The organism is Candidatus Eisenbacteria bacterium, assembly GCA_005893275.1.
In the GTDB taxonomy this organism is placed as follows: Bacteria; Eisenbacteria; RBG-16-71-46; order SZUA-252; family SZUA-252; genus WS-7.
On the sequence record VBOW01000036.1, the window covers coordinates 26,108 to 43,406 of the forward strand.

At 65.4% G+C, this 17,299-nt stretch carries 13 protein-coding genes; all 13 read right to left on the reverse strand.

Annotation, left to right across the window (positions count from 1 at the left end; translation table 11 throughout):
• Positions 1 to 2 precede the first annotated feature (2 nt).
• On the reverse strand, positions 3 to 1,259 hold the full coding sequence (gene murA / locus E6K76_08175) for a UDP-N-acetylglucosamine 1-carboxyvinyltransferase (GenBank protein ID TMQ58361.1): 1,257 nt from the start codon (positions 1,257 to 1,259) through the stop codon (positions 3 to 5).
• Positions 1,260 to 1,342: 83 nt separating this feature from the next.
• Positions 1,343 to 2,269: a peptide chain release factor N(5)-glutamine methyltransferase gene (gene prmC, locus E6K76_08180; GenBank protein ID TMQ58346.1), complete on the reverse strand. Its 927-nt coding sequence runs from the start codon at positions 2,267 to 2,269 to the stop codon at positions 1,343 to 1,345.
• Between the two features lie 17 nt (positions 2,270 to 2,286).
• Positions 2,287 to 3,378 carry a peptide chain release factor 1 gene (prfA, locus tag E6K76_08185; GenBank protein ID TMQ58347.1) on the reverse strand — a complete coding sequence of 364 codons (1,092 nt, stop codon included), beginning with the start codon at positions 3,376 to 3,378 and terminating at the stop codon, positions 2,287 to 2,289.
• Positions 3,379 to 3,391: 13 nt separating this feature from the next.
• Complete coding sequence (locus tag E6K76_08190; protein TMQ58348.1) at positions 3,392 to 4,270, reverse strand: DUF1385 domain-containing protein; 879 nt, start codon at positions 4,268 to 4,270, stop codon at positions 3,392 to 3,394.
• A gap of 32 nt (positions 4,271 to 4,302) precedes the next feature.
• The gene (gene rpmE, locus E6K76_08195; GenBank protein TMQ58349.1) at positions 4,303 to 4,536 is read right to left on the reverse strand and encodes a 50S ribosomal protein L31; all 234 of its coding nucleotides are present in this window, start codon (positions 4,534 to 4,536) and stop codon (positions 4,303 to 4,305) included.
• 13 nt (positions 4,537 to 4,549) lie between these two features.
• A complete protein-coding gene (rho, locus tag E6K76_08200; protein ID TMQ58350.1) occupies positions 4,550 to 5,872 on the reverse strand; it encodes a transcription termination factor Rho in 1,323 nt (440 codons plus the stop codon).
• 353 nt (positions 5,873 to 6,225) lie between these two features.
• A complete protein-coding gene (locus tag E6K76_08205) occupies positions 6,226 to 7,860 on the reverse strand; it encodes a hypothetical protein (GenBank protein ID TMQ58351.1) in 1,635 nt (544 codons plus the stop codon).
• Between the two features lie 163 nt (positions 7,861 to 8,023).
• Positions 8,024 to 10,039, reverse strand: a complete 2,016-nt coding sequence (gene priA, locus E6K76_08210; protein TMQ58352.1) for a primosomal protein N' — start codon at positions 10,037 to 10,039, stop codon at positions 8,024 to 8,026.
• A 110-nt stretch (positions 10,040 to 10,149) separates the two neighbouring features.
• Positions 10,150 to 10,551 carry a response regulator gene (locus E6K76_08215; protein TMQ58353.1) on the reverse strand — a complete coding sequence of 134 codons (402 nt, stop codon included), beginning with the start codon at positions 10,549 to 10,551 and terminating at the stop codon, positions 10,150 to 10,152.
• 21 nt (positions 10,552 to 10,572) lie between these two features.
• Entirely contained in the window at positions 10,573 to 13,176 is a 2,604-nt protein-coding gene (locus E6K76_08220) for a GAF domain-containing protein (protein ID TMQ58354.1), read from the reverse strand.
• Positions 13,160 to 15,559, reverse strand: coding sequence for a GAF domain-containing protein (locus E6K76_08225; GenBank protein TMQ58355.1), 2,400 nt, complete (start codon positions 15,557 to 15,559; stop codon positions 13,160 to 13,162). The genes E6K76_08220 and E6K76_08225 overlap by 17 nt, the downstream gene beginning before the upstream one ends.
• Positions 15,553 to 16,812: a response regulator gene (locus tag E6K76_08230; protein ID TMQ58356.1), complete on the reverse strand. Its 1,260-nt coding sequence runs from the start codon at positions 16,810 to 16,812 to the stop codon at positions 15,553 to 15,555. Before E6K76_08230 ends, E6K76_08225 begins: the two co-directional genes overlap by 7 nt.
• A gap of 208 nt (positions 16,813 to 17,020) precedes the next feature.
• Positions 17,021 to 17,299, reverse strand: a 279-nt coding sequence (locus E6K76_08235) for a hypothetical protein (GenBank protein ID TMQ58357.1), incomplete at its 5' end; no start/stop codon positions are given.

Below are 17,299 nucleotides of genomic sequence, written 5' to 3' on the forward strand. Positions count from 1 at the left end.
CGCTAGGCTCGGACGCGGCGGATCGCGGCTCCGAGTCCCTGGAGCTTTTCCTCGATCCGCTCGTAGCCGCGGTCGAGATGATAGACGCGGGACACGCGGGTCTCTCCCTTCGCCACGAGGCCCGCGAGGATGAGCGCGGCGGAGGCGCGGAGGTCCGTGGCCATGACGGGAGCGCCGCTCAGCGAAGCCAACCCGTGGACCACCGCGGTATTCCCCTCGACGCGGATATCCGCCCCGAGCCGCTGCAGCTCGGCGACGTGGGTGAAGCGGTCCTGATAGACCGTGTCGACGATCGTGCTGGTGCCGTCCGCGACGGAGAGGAGCGCCATGAACTGGGCCTGCATGTCGGTCGGGAAACCAGGATAGGGCGCGGTGGTGACCGTGATCGGTCTGACCCGTTCCGGAGCCCTGACGCGGACGCTCGTCTCACCGACCTCAACCGATGCGCCGGCCTCCTCGAGCTTGGCGATGGTGGAATCGAGGTGCCGGGGTTCGACGCACGTCGCCTCCACTTCCCCGCCGGTGATCGCGGCGGCGGTCAGGAACGTGCCGGCCTCGATACGGTCCGGAATCATCGGCGCGTCGGCCGGATAAAGCCCGTTCCTGCCGGTGATCACGAGCCTCGACGTGCCCATGCCCTCGATCCGCGCGCCCATGGTCGCGAGGAATCGCGCCAACGCCTCGATCTCGGGTTCGCACGCGGCATTTTCGATCACCGTCTCCCCCTCGGCCGTCGCCGCGGCCATGAGGATGTTTCCCGTCGCTCCCACGCTCGAGATCTCGAAGGAGATGACGCTCCCCTGGAGGCGGTTACAGCGGGCGACGATATACCCGTGCTCGATTTCCACATCGGCCCCGAGTCGCTGCATGCCACGGATATGGAGATCGACGGGACGTGGGCCCCACGCGCAACCGCCCGGGAGCGAGACGCGCGCTTCGCCGAAGCGAGCGAGAAGCGGGCCCAGTACATAGATCGAGGCGCGCATCGTCCGGACGAGGTCGTAGGGCGCCTCGGCGTTGTGGACTCCGGTGGAATCCACGAAGAGCGAGCGGCTGTCTTCGCGCCGGCTCTTGATTCCGAACAGCGAAAGCAGCTCCAGCATCGTCGAGACGTCGCGGAGAGCCGGGACGTTCGTGAAGCGGTAGATTCCGGGCGCGAGCAGGGTCGCGGTCAGAATGGGCAGGGTCGCGTTCTTGGAGCCGCTCACTTGGACCGTGCCTTTGAGCTTCCGGCCGCCTTCGATCCAGACTTCGTCCATGCTTATCGCCTCGGTCGCTTCCTGGGGTGGTGCCTCTTCCCGCTTTGGTGCCTCTTTCCGCTTCGCTTGCTTCGTCTTCACGCTCATCGTCGCGTCCCTCGCATCCTTCCGATCAAGACCCTCGGCATCCCTGCGAGGTCGCTTTCGATGCGCGCTCCCGCGAGATGCGGCCCAAACAGCTCCATGCATCTATCGGCCTGATCCCCACCGATCTCGAGCGCGAGTAATCCGCCCGGCATGAGCCAGGCGGGGAGGCCAAGGGCCGCAGCCCGAAAAGCATCGAGACCGTCGGGCCCGCCGTCAAGCGCTTCCAGAGGATCATGGTCGCGGACTTCGGGCATCAAGCTCGGGATCGAGCTGCTCGGGATGTAGGGAAGGTTCGAGACGAGGACGTCGGCCGGCGAAACGTCGAGGGGGAGCCGTGGATCGCGAAAATCGGCCCGCTCGAGACGGAGCCGTTCTTGCACCCCGTTCCGGCGCGCGTTCCGCGCGGCGAGCGCGATCGCCTTTTCGGAGCGATCGACCGCCACGGCGGTCCACCCGGGGGGGAGCGCCAGGAGCATCGCGATCGGAATCGCGCCGGTGCCGGTCCCCAGGTCGAGGATTCTTCCCCGCGGCGATGCCTCTCCCAGCTCGGCGCCGAGCTCCTCCAGGACGAGGGCGACGAGGCCCTCCGTTTCGGGCCGGGGCACAAAGACGCCCGGCTCGACGTCGAGCTCGGCCGCCAGGAACGAAACCTCCCCCAAGAGGTGCTGGAGGGGAACGCGGCGCGAGCGGGCCTCAAGGAGCCGGCTGAGCCGCGCGGACCCTTCCTCGCTCACCGGGACGTTCGGGTTCGACCAAAGCTCGGACTTGGACGTCGCGAGAGCGTGGAGAAGGAGCGCTTCGGCGTCATGGGCGGGCGACGGAACGCCCGAGCGCTCGAGGAGGTCGCTCGCGCGGGCCAGGACGCTCCTGCGAGTGGACGGCGCGCTCGTTTCCGCGCATCCCCCTTGCGCCGCGGCGGGCATGGGGCTCTCTTGCGCGCTCACGCGCGATTCGGCGCGGCTTCGCCGGACGCGGCCAGCCGCTCCGCCTGCTCCGCGTGGAAGAGCCCGTCCACCACCTCGTCCAGGTCTCCCTGGAGCACGTCGGGCAGCCGGTACAGCGTCAGGCCGATGCGGTGCTCGGTCACGCGGCCCTGGGGGAAATTGTAGGTCCGGATCTTGGCGCTTCGGTCGCCGCTCGAAACCATCGATTTTCGGGTCTGGGCGAGCTTTCGCTCCTGCTCCTGAAGCTCCATGTCGAGAAGCCGCGCGCGGAGCACCTTGAGGGCCTTGGCCTTGTTCTTGAGCTGGGAGCGCTCGTCCTGGCACTGCACCACGATGCCGGTCGGGATGTGGCGGATCCGCACCGCCGAGTCGGCGGTGTTGACGCTCTGCCCCCCCGGGCCCGAGGAGCGAAACACGTCGATCTGAAGATCGGAAGGTTTGATCTCGACGTCGATCTCCTCGGCCTCCGGAAGCACCGCCACCGTGACCGCGGACGTGTGGATCCGCCCGCTCGCCTCGGTCTCCGGCACGCGCTGGACGCGGTGGACGCCGCTCTCGTACTTGAGCCGGCTATAGGCCCCCTCCCCTTCGATCGAGACGATCGCCTCCTTGGCGCCTCCGCCTCCCCCGGAGCCGCTCAGGCTCAGGATCTCCGCCCGCCAGCCATGTCGTTCGGCATACTTGACGTACATCCGCAGCATCTCGGCCGCGAAGAGCGCCGCCTCGTCGCCGCCCGTCCCGGCGCGGATCTCCACGATCACGTTTTTCTGATCGAGCGGGTTGGGTGGGAGGAGAAGCTTGGGCAGCTCGGCCTCGAGCTTGGCGCGCTCCGCCTCGAGCTCCCCCAGCTCCGCTTTGGCCATCCCGATCAGCTCGGGATCCTTCTCGGTGCGGAGCAAAGCCGTGTCCTCGGCGACGCGGTGGAGCACCTGGTCGTATCGCCGTGCGGCGTTCACGAGATCCTCGAGAGAGCTCCGCTCCTTGCTGATCCTTCGGAGCTCGGCGGGGTTGTGATGGAGATCGGGATCGGCGAGTTTCTGGGTCAGCTCTTCGAATCGGGCTTTCGCCCGTTCCAACGCCTCGCGAATGGTGGCTCCCTCCTTACAGGACGGCGCGGAGGGCGGCGATCGCGACCTCGAGCATGTCGTTCGAGGGCTCGCGGGTGGTGAGCCGCTGAAGCTTGAGGCCGGGCTCGCTGATCCATCTCACCCACGGCTTGTCGTAATGAGCCCCGGCGAATCGAATGATCTCGAAGGAGATTCCGGCGATCACCGGGATGAACGCGAACCGGAGGAGGCGGGCCTGCCACGTATCGGGGCGCCCCAGGAACGCGAACACGACGAAGCTCACGAGGACGACGAGGAGGAGGAAGCTCGTGCCGCAGCGCGGATGAAAACGGCTGAACGTTCGCGCATTCTCGGGTGTGAGCTCCTGGCCCGATTCGAGATTGTGGATCGTCTTGTGCTCGGCACCGTGGTACATGAAGACGCGCTGCATCTCCCCCCAGAATCCCACCCCGACGATGTAGAGGAGGAAGAACGCGAGCCGGAACGCACCGTCGATCACGTTAAAGGTGAGCCCCTGTCGGACGCCGGTCAGATCGGTGAGCTTGAGAGGCAAGTAGAAGAAGACGAGGAAGCCGAGCACAAAGGAGATCGCCACGGTAACGCCCATACCGAGCCCCAGCGTGCCGAAGCGCGCCTCTCCCCTGGGGTTCTTCTCTCCTACGACCACCGCGGCCTCGGCCGAGAATGCGAGCGCCTGGACGCCGATGCGGAGCGATTCCACGAGCACCACCGCGCCGCGGATGATGGGGAGCCCGAAGAAGGTGGCACGGCGCGAGATCGAGACGAAATCCTGCGTCTTGACCTGGATCGATCCGTCGGGCAGACGCACGGCGGTCGCGACCATCTTGGGCGAGCGCATCATCACGCCCTCGATGACGGCCTGCCCACCGATGGGCGAGTATGAATCGGGCATGGGAGAGCTCGGTTGGGACCGGGCGGGGCGGGTTAGGCTCCGGCCGTCGACTCGGCGGCCTTCTCCTTGATCCCGTACTTGCGGCGGAAGCGCTCGATCCGGCCGGCGGTATCGACGAGCTTCTGCTTGCCGGTGAAGAAGGGGTGGCAGTTGGAGCAGATTTCGACGTGCACCGTGTCCTTCACCGTGGCGCGCGTTTCGATCACGTTGCCGCAGACGCACACGATCTTGGTGTTGTAGTAGCCTGGATGGACTCCTCGTTTCATGGCGGCGCTCCCTTTATGTGTTCATCATCGCCAGGAACTTCTTGTTCGTCTTGGTCTGACTCATCTTGCCGATCAAGAATTCCATGGCTTCGACTGGGTTGAGTTCGTTCAGGAATTTCCGGAGGATCCAGACCTTGTTCAGCTCCTCCTGGCTCATCAAGAGCTCTTCTTTGCGGGTGCCCGAGCGGTTGATGTCGATGGCCGGGAAGATGCGCTTGTCGGCGAGCTTGCGATCCAGAACCACCTCCATGTTGCCGGTGCCCTTGAACTCCTCGAAGATCACGTCGTCCATGCGGCTCCCGGTCTCGATGAGCGCCGTCGCGACGATCGTGAGGCTCCCGCCGTTCTCGATATTGCGGGCCGCTCCAAAAAACCGCTTCGGCTTTTGAAGCGCGTTCGCGTCCACGCCGCCGGAGAGGATCTTACCTGAGTGCGGCACCACGGTGTTATGGGCGCGCGCGAGCCGCGTGATCGAATCGAGAAGGATCACCACGTCCCGGTTATGCTCCACGAGCCGCTTCGCCTTTTCGATGACCATGTCCGCGACCTGGACGTGACGCTCGGCGGGCTCGTCGAAGGTCGAGGAGACGACCTCTCCCTTGACCGAGCGCTCCATGTCGGTGACTTCCTCGGGACGCTCGTCGATCAGAAGCACGATGAGCATCACTTCGGGATGGTTGTCGGTGATCGAGTTCGCGATTTTCTGGAGCAGGACCGTCTTCCCCGCACGCGGGGGCGACACGATAAGCCCGCGCTGGCCCTTCCCGAGCGGCGTCAGGAGATCCATGATACGCGTCGGCATGTCCTCCGCACGCGATTCCAGACGCAGCTTCTCTTGCGGATAGAGCGGCGTCAGGTTGTCGAAGAGGATCTTATCCTTCGCCGCCTCCGGCGGCTCGAAGTTGACCGCCTCGACCCGCAGCAGAGCGAAGTAGCGCTCGCCGTCCTTCGGCGGGCGGACCTGGCCCGATACGGTGTCTCCTGTCCGGAGATCGAAACGTTTGATCTGGGACGGGGACACATAGATGTCGTCCGGGCCCGGCAAATAATTGTAATCGGGGGAGCGGAGGAAACCGTATCCCTCCGAAAGGATCTCCAATACCCCTTCCGCGAAGATGAGACCGTTTTTCTCGGTCTGCCCTTCCAGGATCTTGAAGATCAGCTCCTGTTTTCTGAGACCGCTCGTTCCCTGGATGCCCAGCGAGTGCGCGAGCTCCATCAGCTCGGCAATGGTCTTGCTCTTAAGCTGAATGATGTCGAGGCCCTTTTGGGAGGGCGGCGGCGGTGCGCTGCTCGGAGCAGGGGTTGCGGGCGGTGTTTGGGTTTGCTGTTCCATGTCGTTCTGCGACTCCTCGGTGTTGATCGTCGTGGCGCTCGGCGTATCTACGCCGCGTCGCCGTGTCGGGGTTGTTGAGCGGGACATTATGCCAACCGAACTGCGGTCCTCAAGGTAGAGGGAACCCGGGAATCCTGATACGTCAGTGGGTTGTTGGTTGGTTCCGGTGTGGCTTGGCGCGGGACCGCACAAGGCGATCCGAATCGGGGAACTTGCTCAGGGCTCGGCGCCATCCCAGCCCTAGGACCCCCTGGTTGGTCCGTATCCTTAGACTACCGATCCCCCGGAAAGGTGTCAAGGTCTATTCTGAAAAGCGTCCCGGCGCGCGAATCAAGGCGTCCGGGCGCGGGTCGCTAACTGGATTTCTTGGGAGGGAACGCGCCCTTCGAGAAGATCTGCCCGTCCATGAACGTAAACGATTTTCCCTTGGACCAGTAGAACCAGGTCTCGAACCGCTTGTCTCCCTCGTTGTAGGTATACACCTCTTCCGGGTAACTCTCCGTCTTGACCACCGTCTTGAGTTGATTCGAAGCGCCCAAACGATTATCGGCGGAATCGACCCAGACCTTGACCTCGGTCTTTTTCGTGCCCTCGCTCAAGGCCTTGTAGATGGTGTACTCGGCGACCGATTCCTCCTTCCTGCTCAGCTGGTTCAGGGCGAGGAAGAGGAACTGGTGGTTGGTGGCGTCCTGGGGATCCAGCTCGAGCGCGTGGCGGAGGGCGGCCTCCGCGCCTTTCGCGTCCTTCGCCTGGTACTTGGTCTGCCCCGCCAAGCTCCAGATTTCCTTGTTCTTAGGGTAGAGCCCGCCCGCCCGGTCTAGGATCTCGATCGCCTTGGGGTAGATCTCCTGATTGGCGTAGATCACGGCCGCGTTGTAGAGCGCGTTTTGCTTGACCGAATCGGACGCTGCCGGCTGTTCCACGACCGCGGCGTATCCGACCGCGGCGCTGTCGTAGGCCGCCTTCTGCTCCGGTGTTCCCTTGCCCCGCGACCCCGCGATGGCGTACCAAGCGTCCGCGATCTTGAGAACGTACCCCGGCGCGCTCTGGGGATCGAACAGCATCGCCTGCCGGTAGGCCTGGATCGCCTCGGGGTACTTCTTCGCGTTGTAGAGCCGGTTCCCGCGGGACATCGCGGCCGCCCGCAAATTCTGATGCAGCCTCTCATCGTCCGGTTTGATCGTGAGCCCACGCTGCGCGGCGCGTATCGCGTCGTCGGTTCGCCCCAGGAGGCTCAGAACGTAGGCAAGATTCTGGTAGGTGTCGAGCGACATGGGGTCGACGTACGACGCCAGCTGGAAGTCGTACGCGGCCTCGGCCACGTACGAGCCGCCCGCATAGAGCGGGAACACGGTCGTGTCGGTCACGGCGTGCTGCAGGTCGCCGAGCCCTTCGTAGGGCTTGTATTCGAGGCGCGTCGCCTCGTCGGAGCTGGGGGCGAAATAGAAGGTCACCCCCGAATCGGGGTAGCACCAGAACTCGTGGATGCGCCCCGCTTCGGTGAACCGGGCGTATTCGCGCGGCGGGCCGTACTGCTTCTCGATCTTGCCCTGAGGCGACCCCTCGTCGCCCGAGGAGCGCTCATTGTCCAAGCTAACGCTGCCCGCGCGGTTCAGGGCCGCGATTCCTGCATTGAAGAGCTGCGCGTTCTCGGCCAGGCGGTTTCGCTGCAGATCCTCAACTTTTTTCTTGTCACCTTTCTTGGTCGCGGTTTCGATCGCCAGCTGGAACGCGGCGCCCGCGGAAATGAACTCGCGCTGTCGCGCGCGCGCGAACGCGAGTAGCGACAACGCCTCGATGTTCGCCGGGTCCCCTTTCCGCGCGCACTCGAGAAAATAGGCGGCCTTATCGTAGACCTTCTGCTGAACATAGACCTTGCCGCTCGTGAAGCAGACGCTCGCGGAAGCCGGCTGGGCGGAAAAAGCCCCGAGGCACGCGATTGCCGCCGAAGCCAGATAGGGCTTCCATTTCCCGGTTGCGAATGGCATCCGACCTCCGAGTCTGACCCTTCCTTCCACTTTCTATAAACCGCGCGCGGGGTGCCGACGTTCCCCGATCCTTCGATTACAACGTCCGTCGCCCGGCCTGTCAAGCAGCTTCGCCCAACGGCCGAACGAGATCGGACACTATAACAAGCTCAAATGTAATGGCTTACAGCACGTGCCGTGGGTCGACGTCTACGCTGACGCGGAGGCCCGTCCGGGCTCTCGCCCGGAGGGCGGGAACCGCCCCCTTCAGATACGTTTGAAGCGTTTTCCGCGAGCCGCTCCGGATCAGAATGTGCCAGCGCTCCGCCCCCTGGATTCGCGCGATGGGTTTGGGAGCCGGCCCGAGAAGCTCCACCTCGACACCGCGCGCGAGCGCGGCAAGCGTGTCCCGGATCATGCCCGCCTCCCGGATGACGCGTTCTTTCTTCGCGCCGCGGATCTCGATCTCGACGAGGTGCCCGAAGGGTGGATAGCAAAGCTCTCTCCTTTCGGCCGCCTCCTGGTCGAAGAACATCTCGAAGTCCTGGGCCGCGGCGCACCGAAGCGCCGGATGCTCCGGATCGTAGGTTTGGAGGATTACCTCTCCGGCGCGCTCCCCCCGTCCCGCCCGGCCGGCGACCTGGGTCAGGAGCTGAAAGGTCCTCTCCGCGGCGCGGAAATCGGGCAGATAGAGCTGCAGGTCCGCCACGATGATCCCGACGAGCGTGACCATGGGGAAATCGAATCCCTTCGCGACCATCTGTGTGCCGAGGAGGAAATCGGTCCCCCCCGCGCGGAACGCGCTCAGGATCGCCGCCGCCGAGCCGCGCTTCCGCGTGGCATCGAAATCGAGCCGCGCGATCCGCGCCTTGGGGAAGAGCCGGGCGACCTCTCGTTCAATGCGCTGGATTCCGACGCCGCCGAACCACAGGTTCGAAGCCCCGCAGCCCGCGCACGCGGGTGTGAGCTTCCGTTCGGCGCCGCAGTAGTGGCACCGGAGGGACTGATCCTCGAGGTGCACCGTGAGGGAGACATCGCAACGCTCGCAGCGCGCCACGTCGCCGCACCCTCGGCACTGCAGATACGTCGAGTGCCCGCGGCGGTTCAAGAAAAGGATGGCCTGCTCGCGCCGCTCGAGGGTTTTCGCCATGGCGAGGACGAGCGGAGGGGTGAGGTAACGCGACCCGCCGGCCGGCGCGGAGGCCGCGCGATGGCGCAGATCGGTGATTCGCACCGTCGGAAGGGGCCTCCCATCGATGCGCCGCGTCAGGCGGAGAAGCCCGCACTGCCCGCGCTTCACTCGCGCGAAACTCTCCAAGCTCGGAGTCGCCGAGGCGAGGATCACCGTCCCTCCCAACCGCTGCGCGCGCACGAGCGCCACGTCCCTTGCGTGGTACCGAGGGGCATCGTCCTGCTTGTAGGCGCCGTCCTGCTCCTCGTCCACGACGGCAAGGCGGAGGTTTCGGAAGGGCAGGAACACCGCCGACCGGGTGCCGACGACGAGGTCGATTTCCCCCGCCGCCGCGGCGCGCCACACATCCGCGCGCTCCCGGGGACGGAGCGTGCTGTGGTAGAGCGCCACCCGCTCGAATCCCGCGCGGCGGAAGGAGTCGAGGGTCTGGGGCGAGAGGGCAATCTCGGGGACGAGGATGAGGGTCTGACCACCGAGCTTCAACGCCTCGGCCGCCGCGTGGAGGTACACCGCGGTCTTGCCGCTTCCGGTTACCCCGAAAAGGAGGAACGCGCGAAACTCGCGCGTGCGGAGCGCCTCCTCGAGCGCAACGAGCGCTGCGAGCTGCTCCTCGTTCAATTCCTCGCGCCGCGGGGGCGCGACCGCGAGCCACGCCGCCGCCTCTTCGGCCGGGCCGCGCGCCGCGCGGCGGGTGAGCCCGGTCGGGGAGGGGACGGCCGCCTGGAGCACATCACTCAGGTTGGCGGCGTAGTAGTCGGCCACCCAGCGGCAAAGATCGAGAAGCTCGGGGGTGACCACCAGACGGGGCTCGGGGATCCCCGAGATCCGGCGCACCCGGAATTCCGGAGGGGTCGCTTCGACTCCCAGGACGGTTCCCCAGACCCGGCGCGCCCCGACCGGCACGAGGACGCGGAGCCCTACCTCCGGGGTCTCCTCCTCCGGGATCTCGTAGACGAGCGCCTCTTCTCGGGCAAGGGGGATGGGAACGGCGACGCGGACCAAGGCCATGGCGCATGGTAGCACTCACGGAGAGGGAAAACCTGGGAGGCGCCTCATCGAAGCCGATAGGTCCGCGCGCGGCGTCCCCTCGGGCTCGAGCTTGTGGAGCCGAGGGGAGCCTACGCGGAGGGGGTGGGTCGCTCGGTGACGGTCTGGCCGAGCAGCTGGTTGATTCGCTCGACCAGCTTTCTGGGGCTGAACGGCTTCGTGATGTAATCATCCGCGCCGACATCGAAGCCCAGCTTCTGGTCGACATTTCGGCCCTTGGCCGAAAGGAGGATCACCGGAATATGCTGGGTCGCCGCGTTGGACTTGATGCTCTTGCAGACCTCGTACCCATCCAGCTTCGGCATCATGATGTCGAGCACGATGAGGTCGGGCTTTTCGCTCTTCACCCTTTCGAGCGCCTGCTCGCCGTCGAGCGCGGTGACGACCTCGTACCCCTCCATCCCGAGACTGAAGTCCAGGATGTGCACGATGTAGATCTCATCGTCCACGACCAGGATTTTCCCTTTGGACATCCGACTCACCTCCTCCTGTCGCTAGGCATGGGTTTTATCGGCCTCGTGGGCCGCTTCTCCAGCCCGAACTGGCTTCGTATTCTCCTGGAATTCAGGCATTTGGGCGAAGGCCTCGACCACCCTGGGGTCGAATTGGGTTCCCTTGCACTGGCGCAGCTCCCGCACGGCATCCGCGTGGCTCATCGCGTGCCGGTAGGGCCTCCCCACCGTCATCGACTCGTAGGCGTCGAGAACGGCGATGATCCGGGCTCCGAGCGGAATCTGATCTCCCTTGAGCCCCCGCGGGTACCCGCGCCCATCCATCCGCTCGTGATGGGCCAGAATGATTTCGGTCACTTGTTCCTGGAACTCGATCGGTTTCACGATCTCCGCCGAGCGCAGGGGATGGAGCGCCACCTCCGCCCAGGCCACGTCGTCCAACTTGCCGGGTTCTTGCAGGACGGAAAGGTCGATCTGTGCCATCCCGACGTCGTGGACGCTCGCAACGTAGGCCAACGCTTCCACGTCCTCCTCCTTGAGCCCCAGCTTCCGCCCCAGCGCCACGGCGCGGCCCGCCATCCCTCCCGAGCTCAGCTTGAGCCGGCTCCTGCGCGCGTTCTCGATGATCGCAGCCAGGGCCTTCGCGGTTTCCTCGGTTCGGTCCGAAGTGCGCTCATGGTCGGAAACGCGCTTCCAGGCCAGCGCGACCCGGTCCGAGAGGGAGGACAGGAGCGCGCGGTCGTCCTCCGTGAAGGGGGTGCACGAGACTTTGTTGTTGATGTTGATCACCCCGATCACGCGTCCGTCGATCTTGACCGGGACCGAAAGAAGCGATTTGGTCTCGTATTGATGGCCGTTCGGCCTGCCGAATCGCGGATCCTCCTCGATGTTGGTGACGAGGAGCGGCTGACCGTGCTTGGCCACCCAGCCGGCGATCGAGTCGCCGATCTTGACGCGGGTGCCGCAGACCACCTCCTCGCGCAGGCCGCGCGCGGCGCGAATGTAGAGCTCCGCTTTCTCCTCGTCCACGAGCATGAGGGACGCCGTGCGCGCGTTCATGACCTCCGCGATCATCTCCACCGTGAGCCGGGTCAAATGGTCCGAGACCGAGCGCGACGGGGTCCAGGTGGCGTGGGTGATCACGTTCGCGTCCCCGGCCGTGACCGGCAGGACCACGGTGAAGCGCGATCCCACCCCTGTCTCGCTTTCGGCCAGGATCTCCCCACCGTGCCACTCGACAATGCTCTTCGAAACGGTAAGTCCCAAACCGACTCCCGGGTACTCGCGGGAGAGGGAACTGTCGATTTGATAGAACTTGTCGAAGATCCTCTCGATTTCCTCTTTCGGAATGCCGATCCCCGTGTCCTCGATTTGGACGCGCACCGTGCGCCCTTCCATCGCCGTCCGGAAGGTCACCGTCCCGCCTTCGTGCGTGAACTTGATCGCGTTGCTTCCCAGGTTGTGGAGGACGCGCTTCAGCAGGGCCCGGTCCGCCTCGACCACGATCTCCGGCGCCGCCGACTCGACGCGGATCGAGATCTTCTTGGGGCCGGCCATCGAGCGCAGATTCTCGACCACTTCGTCCGTCAGCGTGATCAGATTGAACGGCTCGCGGCTCATGCGGAACCGGCCCGACTCGAGCTGGGACAGCTCCAGCACCGAATCGATGAGGCGCCTGAGCTTCAGGCTCTGGTCGTCGATCACGCCCAGGAACTGGCGCTGCATCTCGACGTTGGGAGACCCCACGCTTTCGAGCAGCGCCTCCACGTACGCGCGGATCGCGGTCAGGGGCGTACGCAGCTCGTGGGAAACGGTCGAGACGAAGGAGGACTTGAGGTCGTTCAATTCCTCGGCGCGCTCGGTCGCTTCCTCGAGCTGGCCCATGCTCTGATTCAAGCGCTCGTAGAGACTCGCGTTTTGGATGGCCACGACCGCGTGGGTGGCGAGGATTTCCAGGGTTTCCACGGTTTCCCGGGAAGGAAGCCGGCGGTCCACCGGATCGTCGACGGAAAGGTATCCGATCGCGGCGCCGTCCTTCGTGTAGAGGGGGACGAAGAGGACGTCCTCCTGATGCCACTCCCCTTCCTTCCGAATGCCCAGGTCCGGGGTGTAGCCCTCGTCGTCCTCCTTTCCCCAGAACTTCCGCTCGTGACTGATGAAGTAGGAGCGGCTGACCCGGAATTCCTCCTTGAGCCAGCTGTCGAATTCGGAGCGCGGGATGGGATGCTGCTCGAGCTTCCGGATCGCTTCGCGGCTCAGCCCGGCGAACGCGCGGGCCTCGAACTCTCCGCTCGAATCGTTGAGAACGCGCAGGAGGACGATCCGGAATCCCGCCGCTTCCGAAACGGCGTGGACGATCTCGTGGAGCACCTTGTCGAGGGAGAGGTTCGAATTGATGCTCGTCGCAATCTCCAGCACCTTCTTGATTCGGGCCGCCCGCCTGCGGCTCGTGAGGAGCTGGTAGCGGTAGAGATCGCCCATCTTGTCGCTGGCCTGGGTCAGCTCCTCGTTCCGGTGGATCGCGGCGTCGTACGACGAACGGAGCGATTTGAGCTCGTGCCGAAGCGAGCGGCGATGGCGCAGCTGCTCCACGATGAGGAGCACGGAGGCCGCGAGGGCCCAGATCAGCTCAACGGACGGAATCACGCTGGTACTTTCCGGTGGCGGGCGCCGAGGGAGCGCCGGGATGGCTCCCGCCCTTCCGGGCGAGCAGCCTCTCGAACTCCTTGACGACGCGCGGGTCGAACTGCGTCCCGGAGCACCGCTTCACTTCGGTGAGCGCTTCGGACTCCGGGATCGAATCGCGGTAGGGACGTCCCAGGGTCATAGCCTCGAACGCGTCCACCACGGCCAGGATGCGGGCGGCGAGCGGGATTTCCTCACCCGAGAGCCCGCGCGGATAGCCGTGGCCGTCGTAATGCTCGTGGTGGCTCAGGATGATTTCGTTCGCGCGCGCGGCGAATTCGATCGGCTGAAGCAGGCGCACGCCGTCGCGAGGGTGCGTCTCGACGCGGCGCCGCTCCTGCTCGGTCCACCGGCGTGAGCTCAGGATCAGGTCCTCGCCCACCGCAAGCATGCCCACGTCGTGGACGCGCGCCACGTACCCGAGCACCTCGAGCTCGTCTTCCCCGAGGCCGAGCTTCCGGCCGAGATCGGTCGAGAGCTTGAACGCGCGGCGCGAGGTCCAGAGCGAGTAGCTCCGTTTGGCGCGGATCACGGTGCGGATGGTATTCAGGGTCGTGTAGGCGTCTCCCGATGGGCCGGCCGCCCGCACGCGCTCCAGCGCGGTCCCGACCCGCTTCGAGATCGCGACCAGGAGACTCAGATCGTCGGCGTCGAAGGGAAGCCCGGTCGTCTTGCTGCTCACGTTCACGACCCCGACCGTTTCGCCGGCGAGCCGAAGCGGCACACACAGGAGCGATTTTGTCTCGTACTGCGGATGATTCAGCTTTCGGAATCTCCGGTCGTTTTCGATGTCGTTGACGAGGAGGTTCTCCGAGGTCTGCGCGACCCATCCCGCGATCGACGCCCCGGTCTTGACCCGAGCCCTCGCCACCATGTCCGGGTCGAGACCATGGGCCGCGCGAATGTGGAGCTCGGTTCCGTCCTCGTTGAAGAACATGATCGAGACGTTCCGCGCCTCCATCACCTCGGCCACCATTTCGACCGCGCTCGAGAGAAGCGTGCGCAGCTCCGGCATCTCGAAGAACGGCTCGAGCGAGCGCATCAGATTCCGGAATCCGCGCTGGACCAAGGGTAGCTCGACCACGAACCGGCTCCCTTGTCCCAGGTTGCTCTCGACTCGGACCGTTCCGCCGTGAAGCTCCACGACGCTCTTCACGATCGCGAGGCCGAGCCCCGATCCGCCGACCCGCTCGGCTCCTCCCTCTTCGACCCGATAGAAACGCTCGAACACGCGACCCAGCTTGTCGGGTGGAATTCCCATCCCGCGGTCTTCGACGATGACTTGCATCCGCTCGCCGGCCTGCCTCGCGTGAATCGTGATCGGGGAACCTTCCCGGGAGAACTTGGCCGCGTTGCCGATGAGGTTCACAAGAACCTGCTTCAGGAGGTCGGGATCCGCCTCGATCGCGGGCAGCTCGGGGGCGAGGTCGGGAACGACGGTGAGACGCTTGGACGCAAGCTGCGGTCCCACGGTCGGCAGGATCTCGTCCAGCAGCCGCCCCAGCTCCAGCGGTTCCGACCGGAGCCTCCGTCGTCCGGAATCCATCCGGCTCAAGTCGAGCACATCGTTCACGATCCTGGTCAGGCGGTCGCATTCCTCGTTGATGATCCCGAGGAACCGATCCTGCATCGAGAACGCGGGATTCCCCACGTTGTCGAGCAGGGTCTCGGTATACGCCTTGATCGAAGTCAGCGGGGTCCGAAGCTCGTGAGACACGACCGAGATCAGCTCGGATTTCATCTCGTCGAGCCGCCGCAAGGACGCGTTGGCTTCGTCGAGCCGGATCGTCTTCTGTTCGAGCTCCGCGTGCGTGCGGATCCGGTCGACCGCGAGGCCGATCTGGTCGGCGAGGAAAAGCAGCGCCCGGCGCCTGCGCGCGCTCGCTTTGAGCGGCCTGCTGAAACCCAGGAGCGCGACCCCCAGGAGCGAGGTCCCAACGATGATCGGCACGCCGACCAGGGCGTGAGGCACCTGCCCGCTCCAGTGAAGCTCCTTCCAATCCGCGGCCTCCATGCGGAGCGCGTCTTCGACGATGAGCGTCTCGCGCCGCAGAACCTGCGCGAGGAACCCTCCGGGACGCGGTGTCACCCGGCAGGTCCCCGCGGGCCCGTTGGTGCCGCGCCCAAAGTGGTCCCCGCGCAGCTCGCCGGATTCGTAGTCGAGCAGAAGAAGCGAGAAGAAATCGGCCCGCGCGAGCTCCAGCACGTGCCGCGCCACAGCCGCCACGAGCCCCTGGGCATCGAACGCGGACTGGACGGCAAAGCTGAGGCTGGAGAGCCCCGGGAGGAGGCGAAAGGCCGACCCGGCGCCGCGGTCGGGTGTGTCGTCGGGGCGGTTCAGCATCCGGAGAGCTCCGGCGGATCGGGCGTGGGGGATTCCACGGCCGGCATGATCGGTGAGCCGTCCAGCCGCCGGTCGGGAATGACCACGCTTCCCTGCATCGCCTTACCGCGCTTCTTGAGCTCCTTCGCGATGTCGCTCACCTGGGCGCTGTGTTGGATATCGCGGCCCTCGTTGCTCACGATCAGAACCGTGACCGACATCAGAGCGAATTTCTTCACGCCTCCCTGGCGGCTCGAGAGCACCGTGATATGCCCGCGCTTCAGATCCAGCTCGTCGTAGTGCTCCCGGATCCGCGAATCGAAGGTCGTTTGGATCGCGTCCGCGATGGACCGCGCCCGCTCCGGGATCGTGATCACCACGAAATCGTCTCCGCCGATGTGGCCCACGAAGTCCCCCGATATTCCGTACCGCTCGATCTGTTCGTGGAGCAGCGCCGCGACGAAGCGGATGACCGCGTCGCCCCGGGCGTACCCGTAGTAGTCGTTGTAGGCCTTGAAGTAATCGAGGTCGATGTGCAGGAACGAGAATTTCTCTCCCCGCTCGATCCTCCGCGAGAGCTCGGTCTCGATGAGCACGTTCCCCGGAAGACCGGTGAGCGCGTTCGATTGGAGCTGGGCGCGCCGTGTCTTGAGCTGGTTCCGGACGCGGAAGAGAAGCTCGTTTTGCGCCCACGGTTTCGTGATGTAGTCGTCGGCGTAGAGCTCAAGGCCGTGGATCCGGTCCTCGAAGGTCGACTTCGCGGTGAGAAAGATGATCGGGATGCGCGAGGTGAGGGGGTTGGCCTTGAGCTGCCGGCACACCTCGTAGCCGTCGAGACCCGGCATCATCACGTCGAGCAGGATCAGCTCGGGAGGATCGCGTCGAACTTCCTCGAGGCCGCGCACGCCGTCCTCCGCCGTGCGCACTTCGTACTGGGCGTCCTTGGCGTCGCTGAGCTGCTTCTGAAGAATGAACCGGAGCTTGGGATCGTCCTCGATGACAAGGATTCGCCCGGTCTCGGGCGTGGATGCGTCCTGGCTCACGCGTGACACCTCGAATTCCGTTTCATGCGCCGTGGCTTGCGCGTGCGGCTTCCGAACCGCCAAAGGGCGGAACTTGGTACCGCTCTTGGAAATGTTCGGCTTTCCCGATGGCGATCTTGAGCCGGGGTGTGGGATTAGGGTGCGTTCCGGGTGGGCTGAGGCGTTGCAAATTGCACGGTGGTGACAATCCAGGGGCAAAGGGCCAGTGACGCCCCACTTGCCCCGGGGCAAGTTCCGAAATCGAGGAGCTGCTTGGCCACGGCTACCTGCTCCTAGGTATCGGCGAAATTACGCGCCATCCCGGCTGCCGCTTCGGTCGTCAGGTCCGGAGAGCATGTCCCGGGGCATGTTGCAAGTATCCCACCGGCCGGTAGAGGGGGAGTGACGCCCCACTCGTCCCGGGACGAGTTGCGGACGAGGGTCGCCCCCAGTCAACAATTCAGACCGGCAACGACGAAAACGAGTCCAGGTTGGCGATGGCGGTGGCGGTGAAGGGGGTCGCTTGGCCGCCCTGGAGCCTCAGGGAGCCGGCGTACGCAATCATCGCCCCGTTGTCGCGGCAGAGCTTGGGGGAGGGAAACAGGGCCGGAATCCCCCGGGAATGGGCGAGGCCCGCGGTCTCGCGGCGGAGCAGCGTGTTGCAGGCGCAACCCCCCGCGACGGTGACGGCGCCGGCTTCGAACCGGGAGAGCGCCTGCGCGAGCCGCTCGACCAGAGC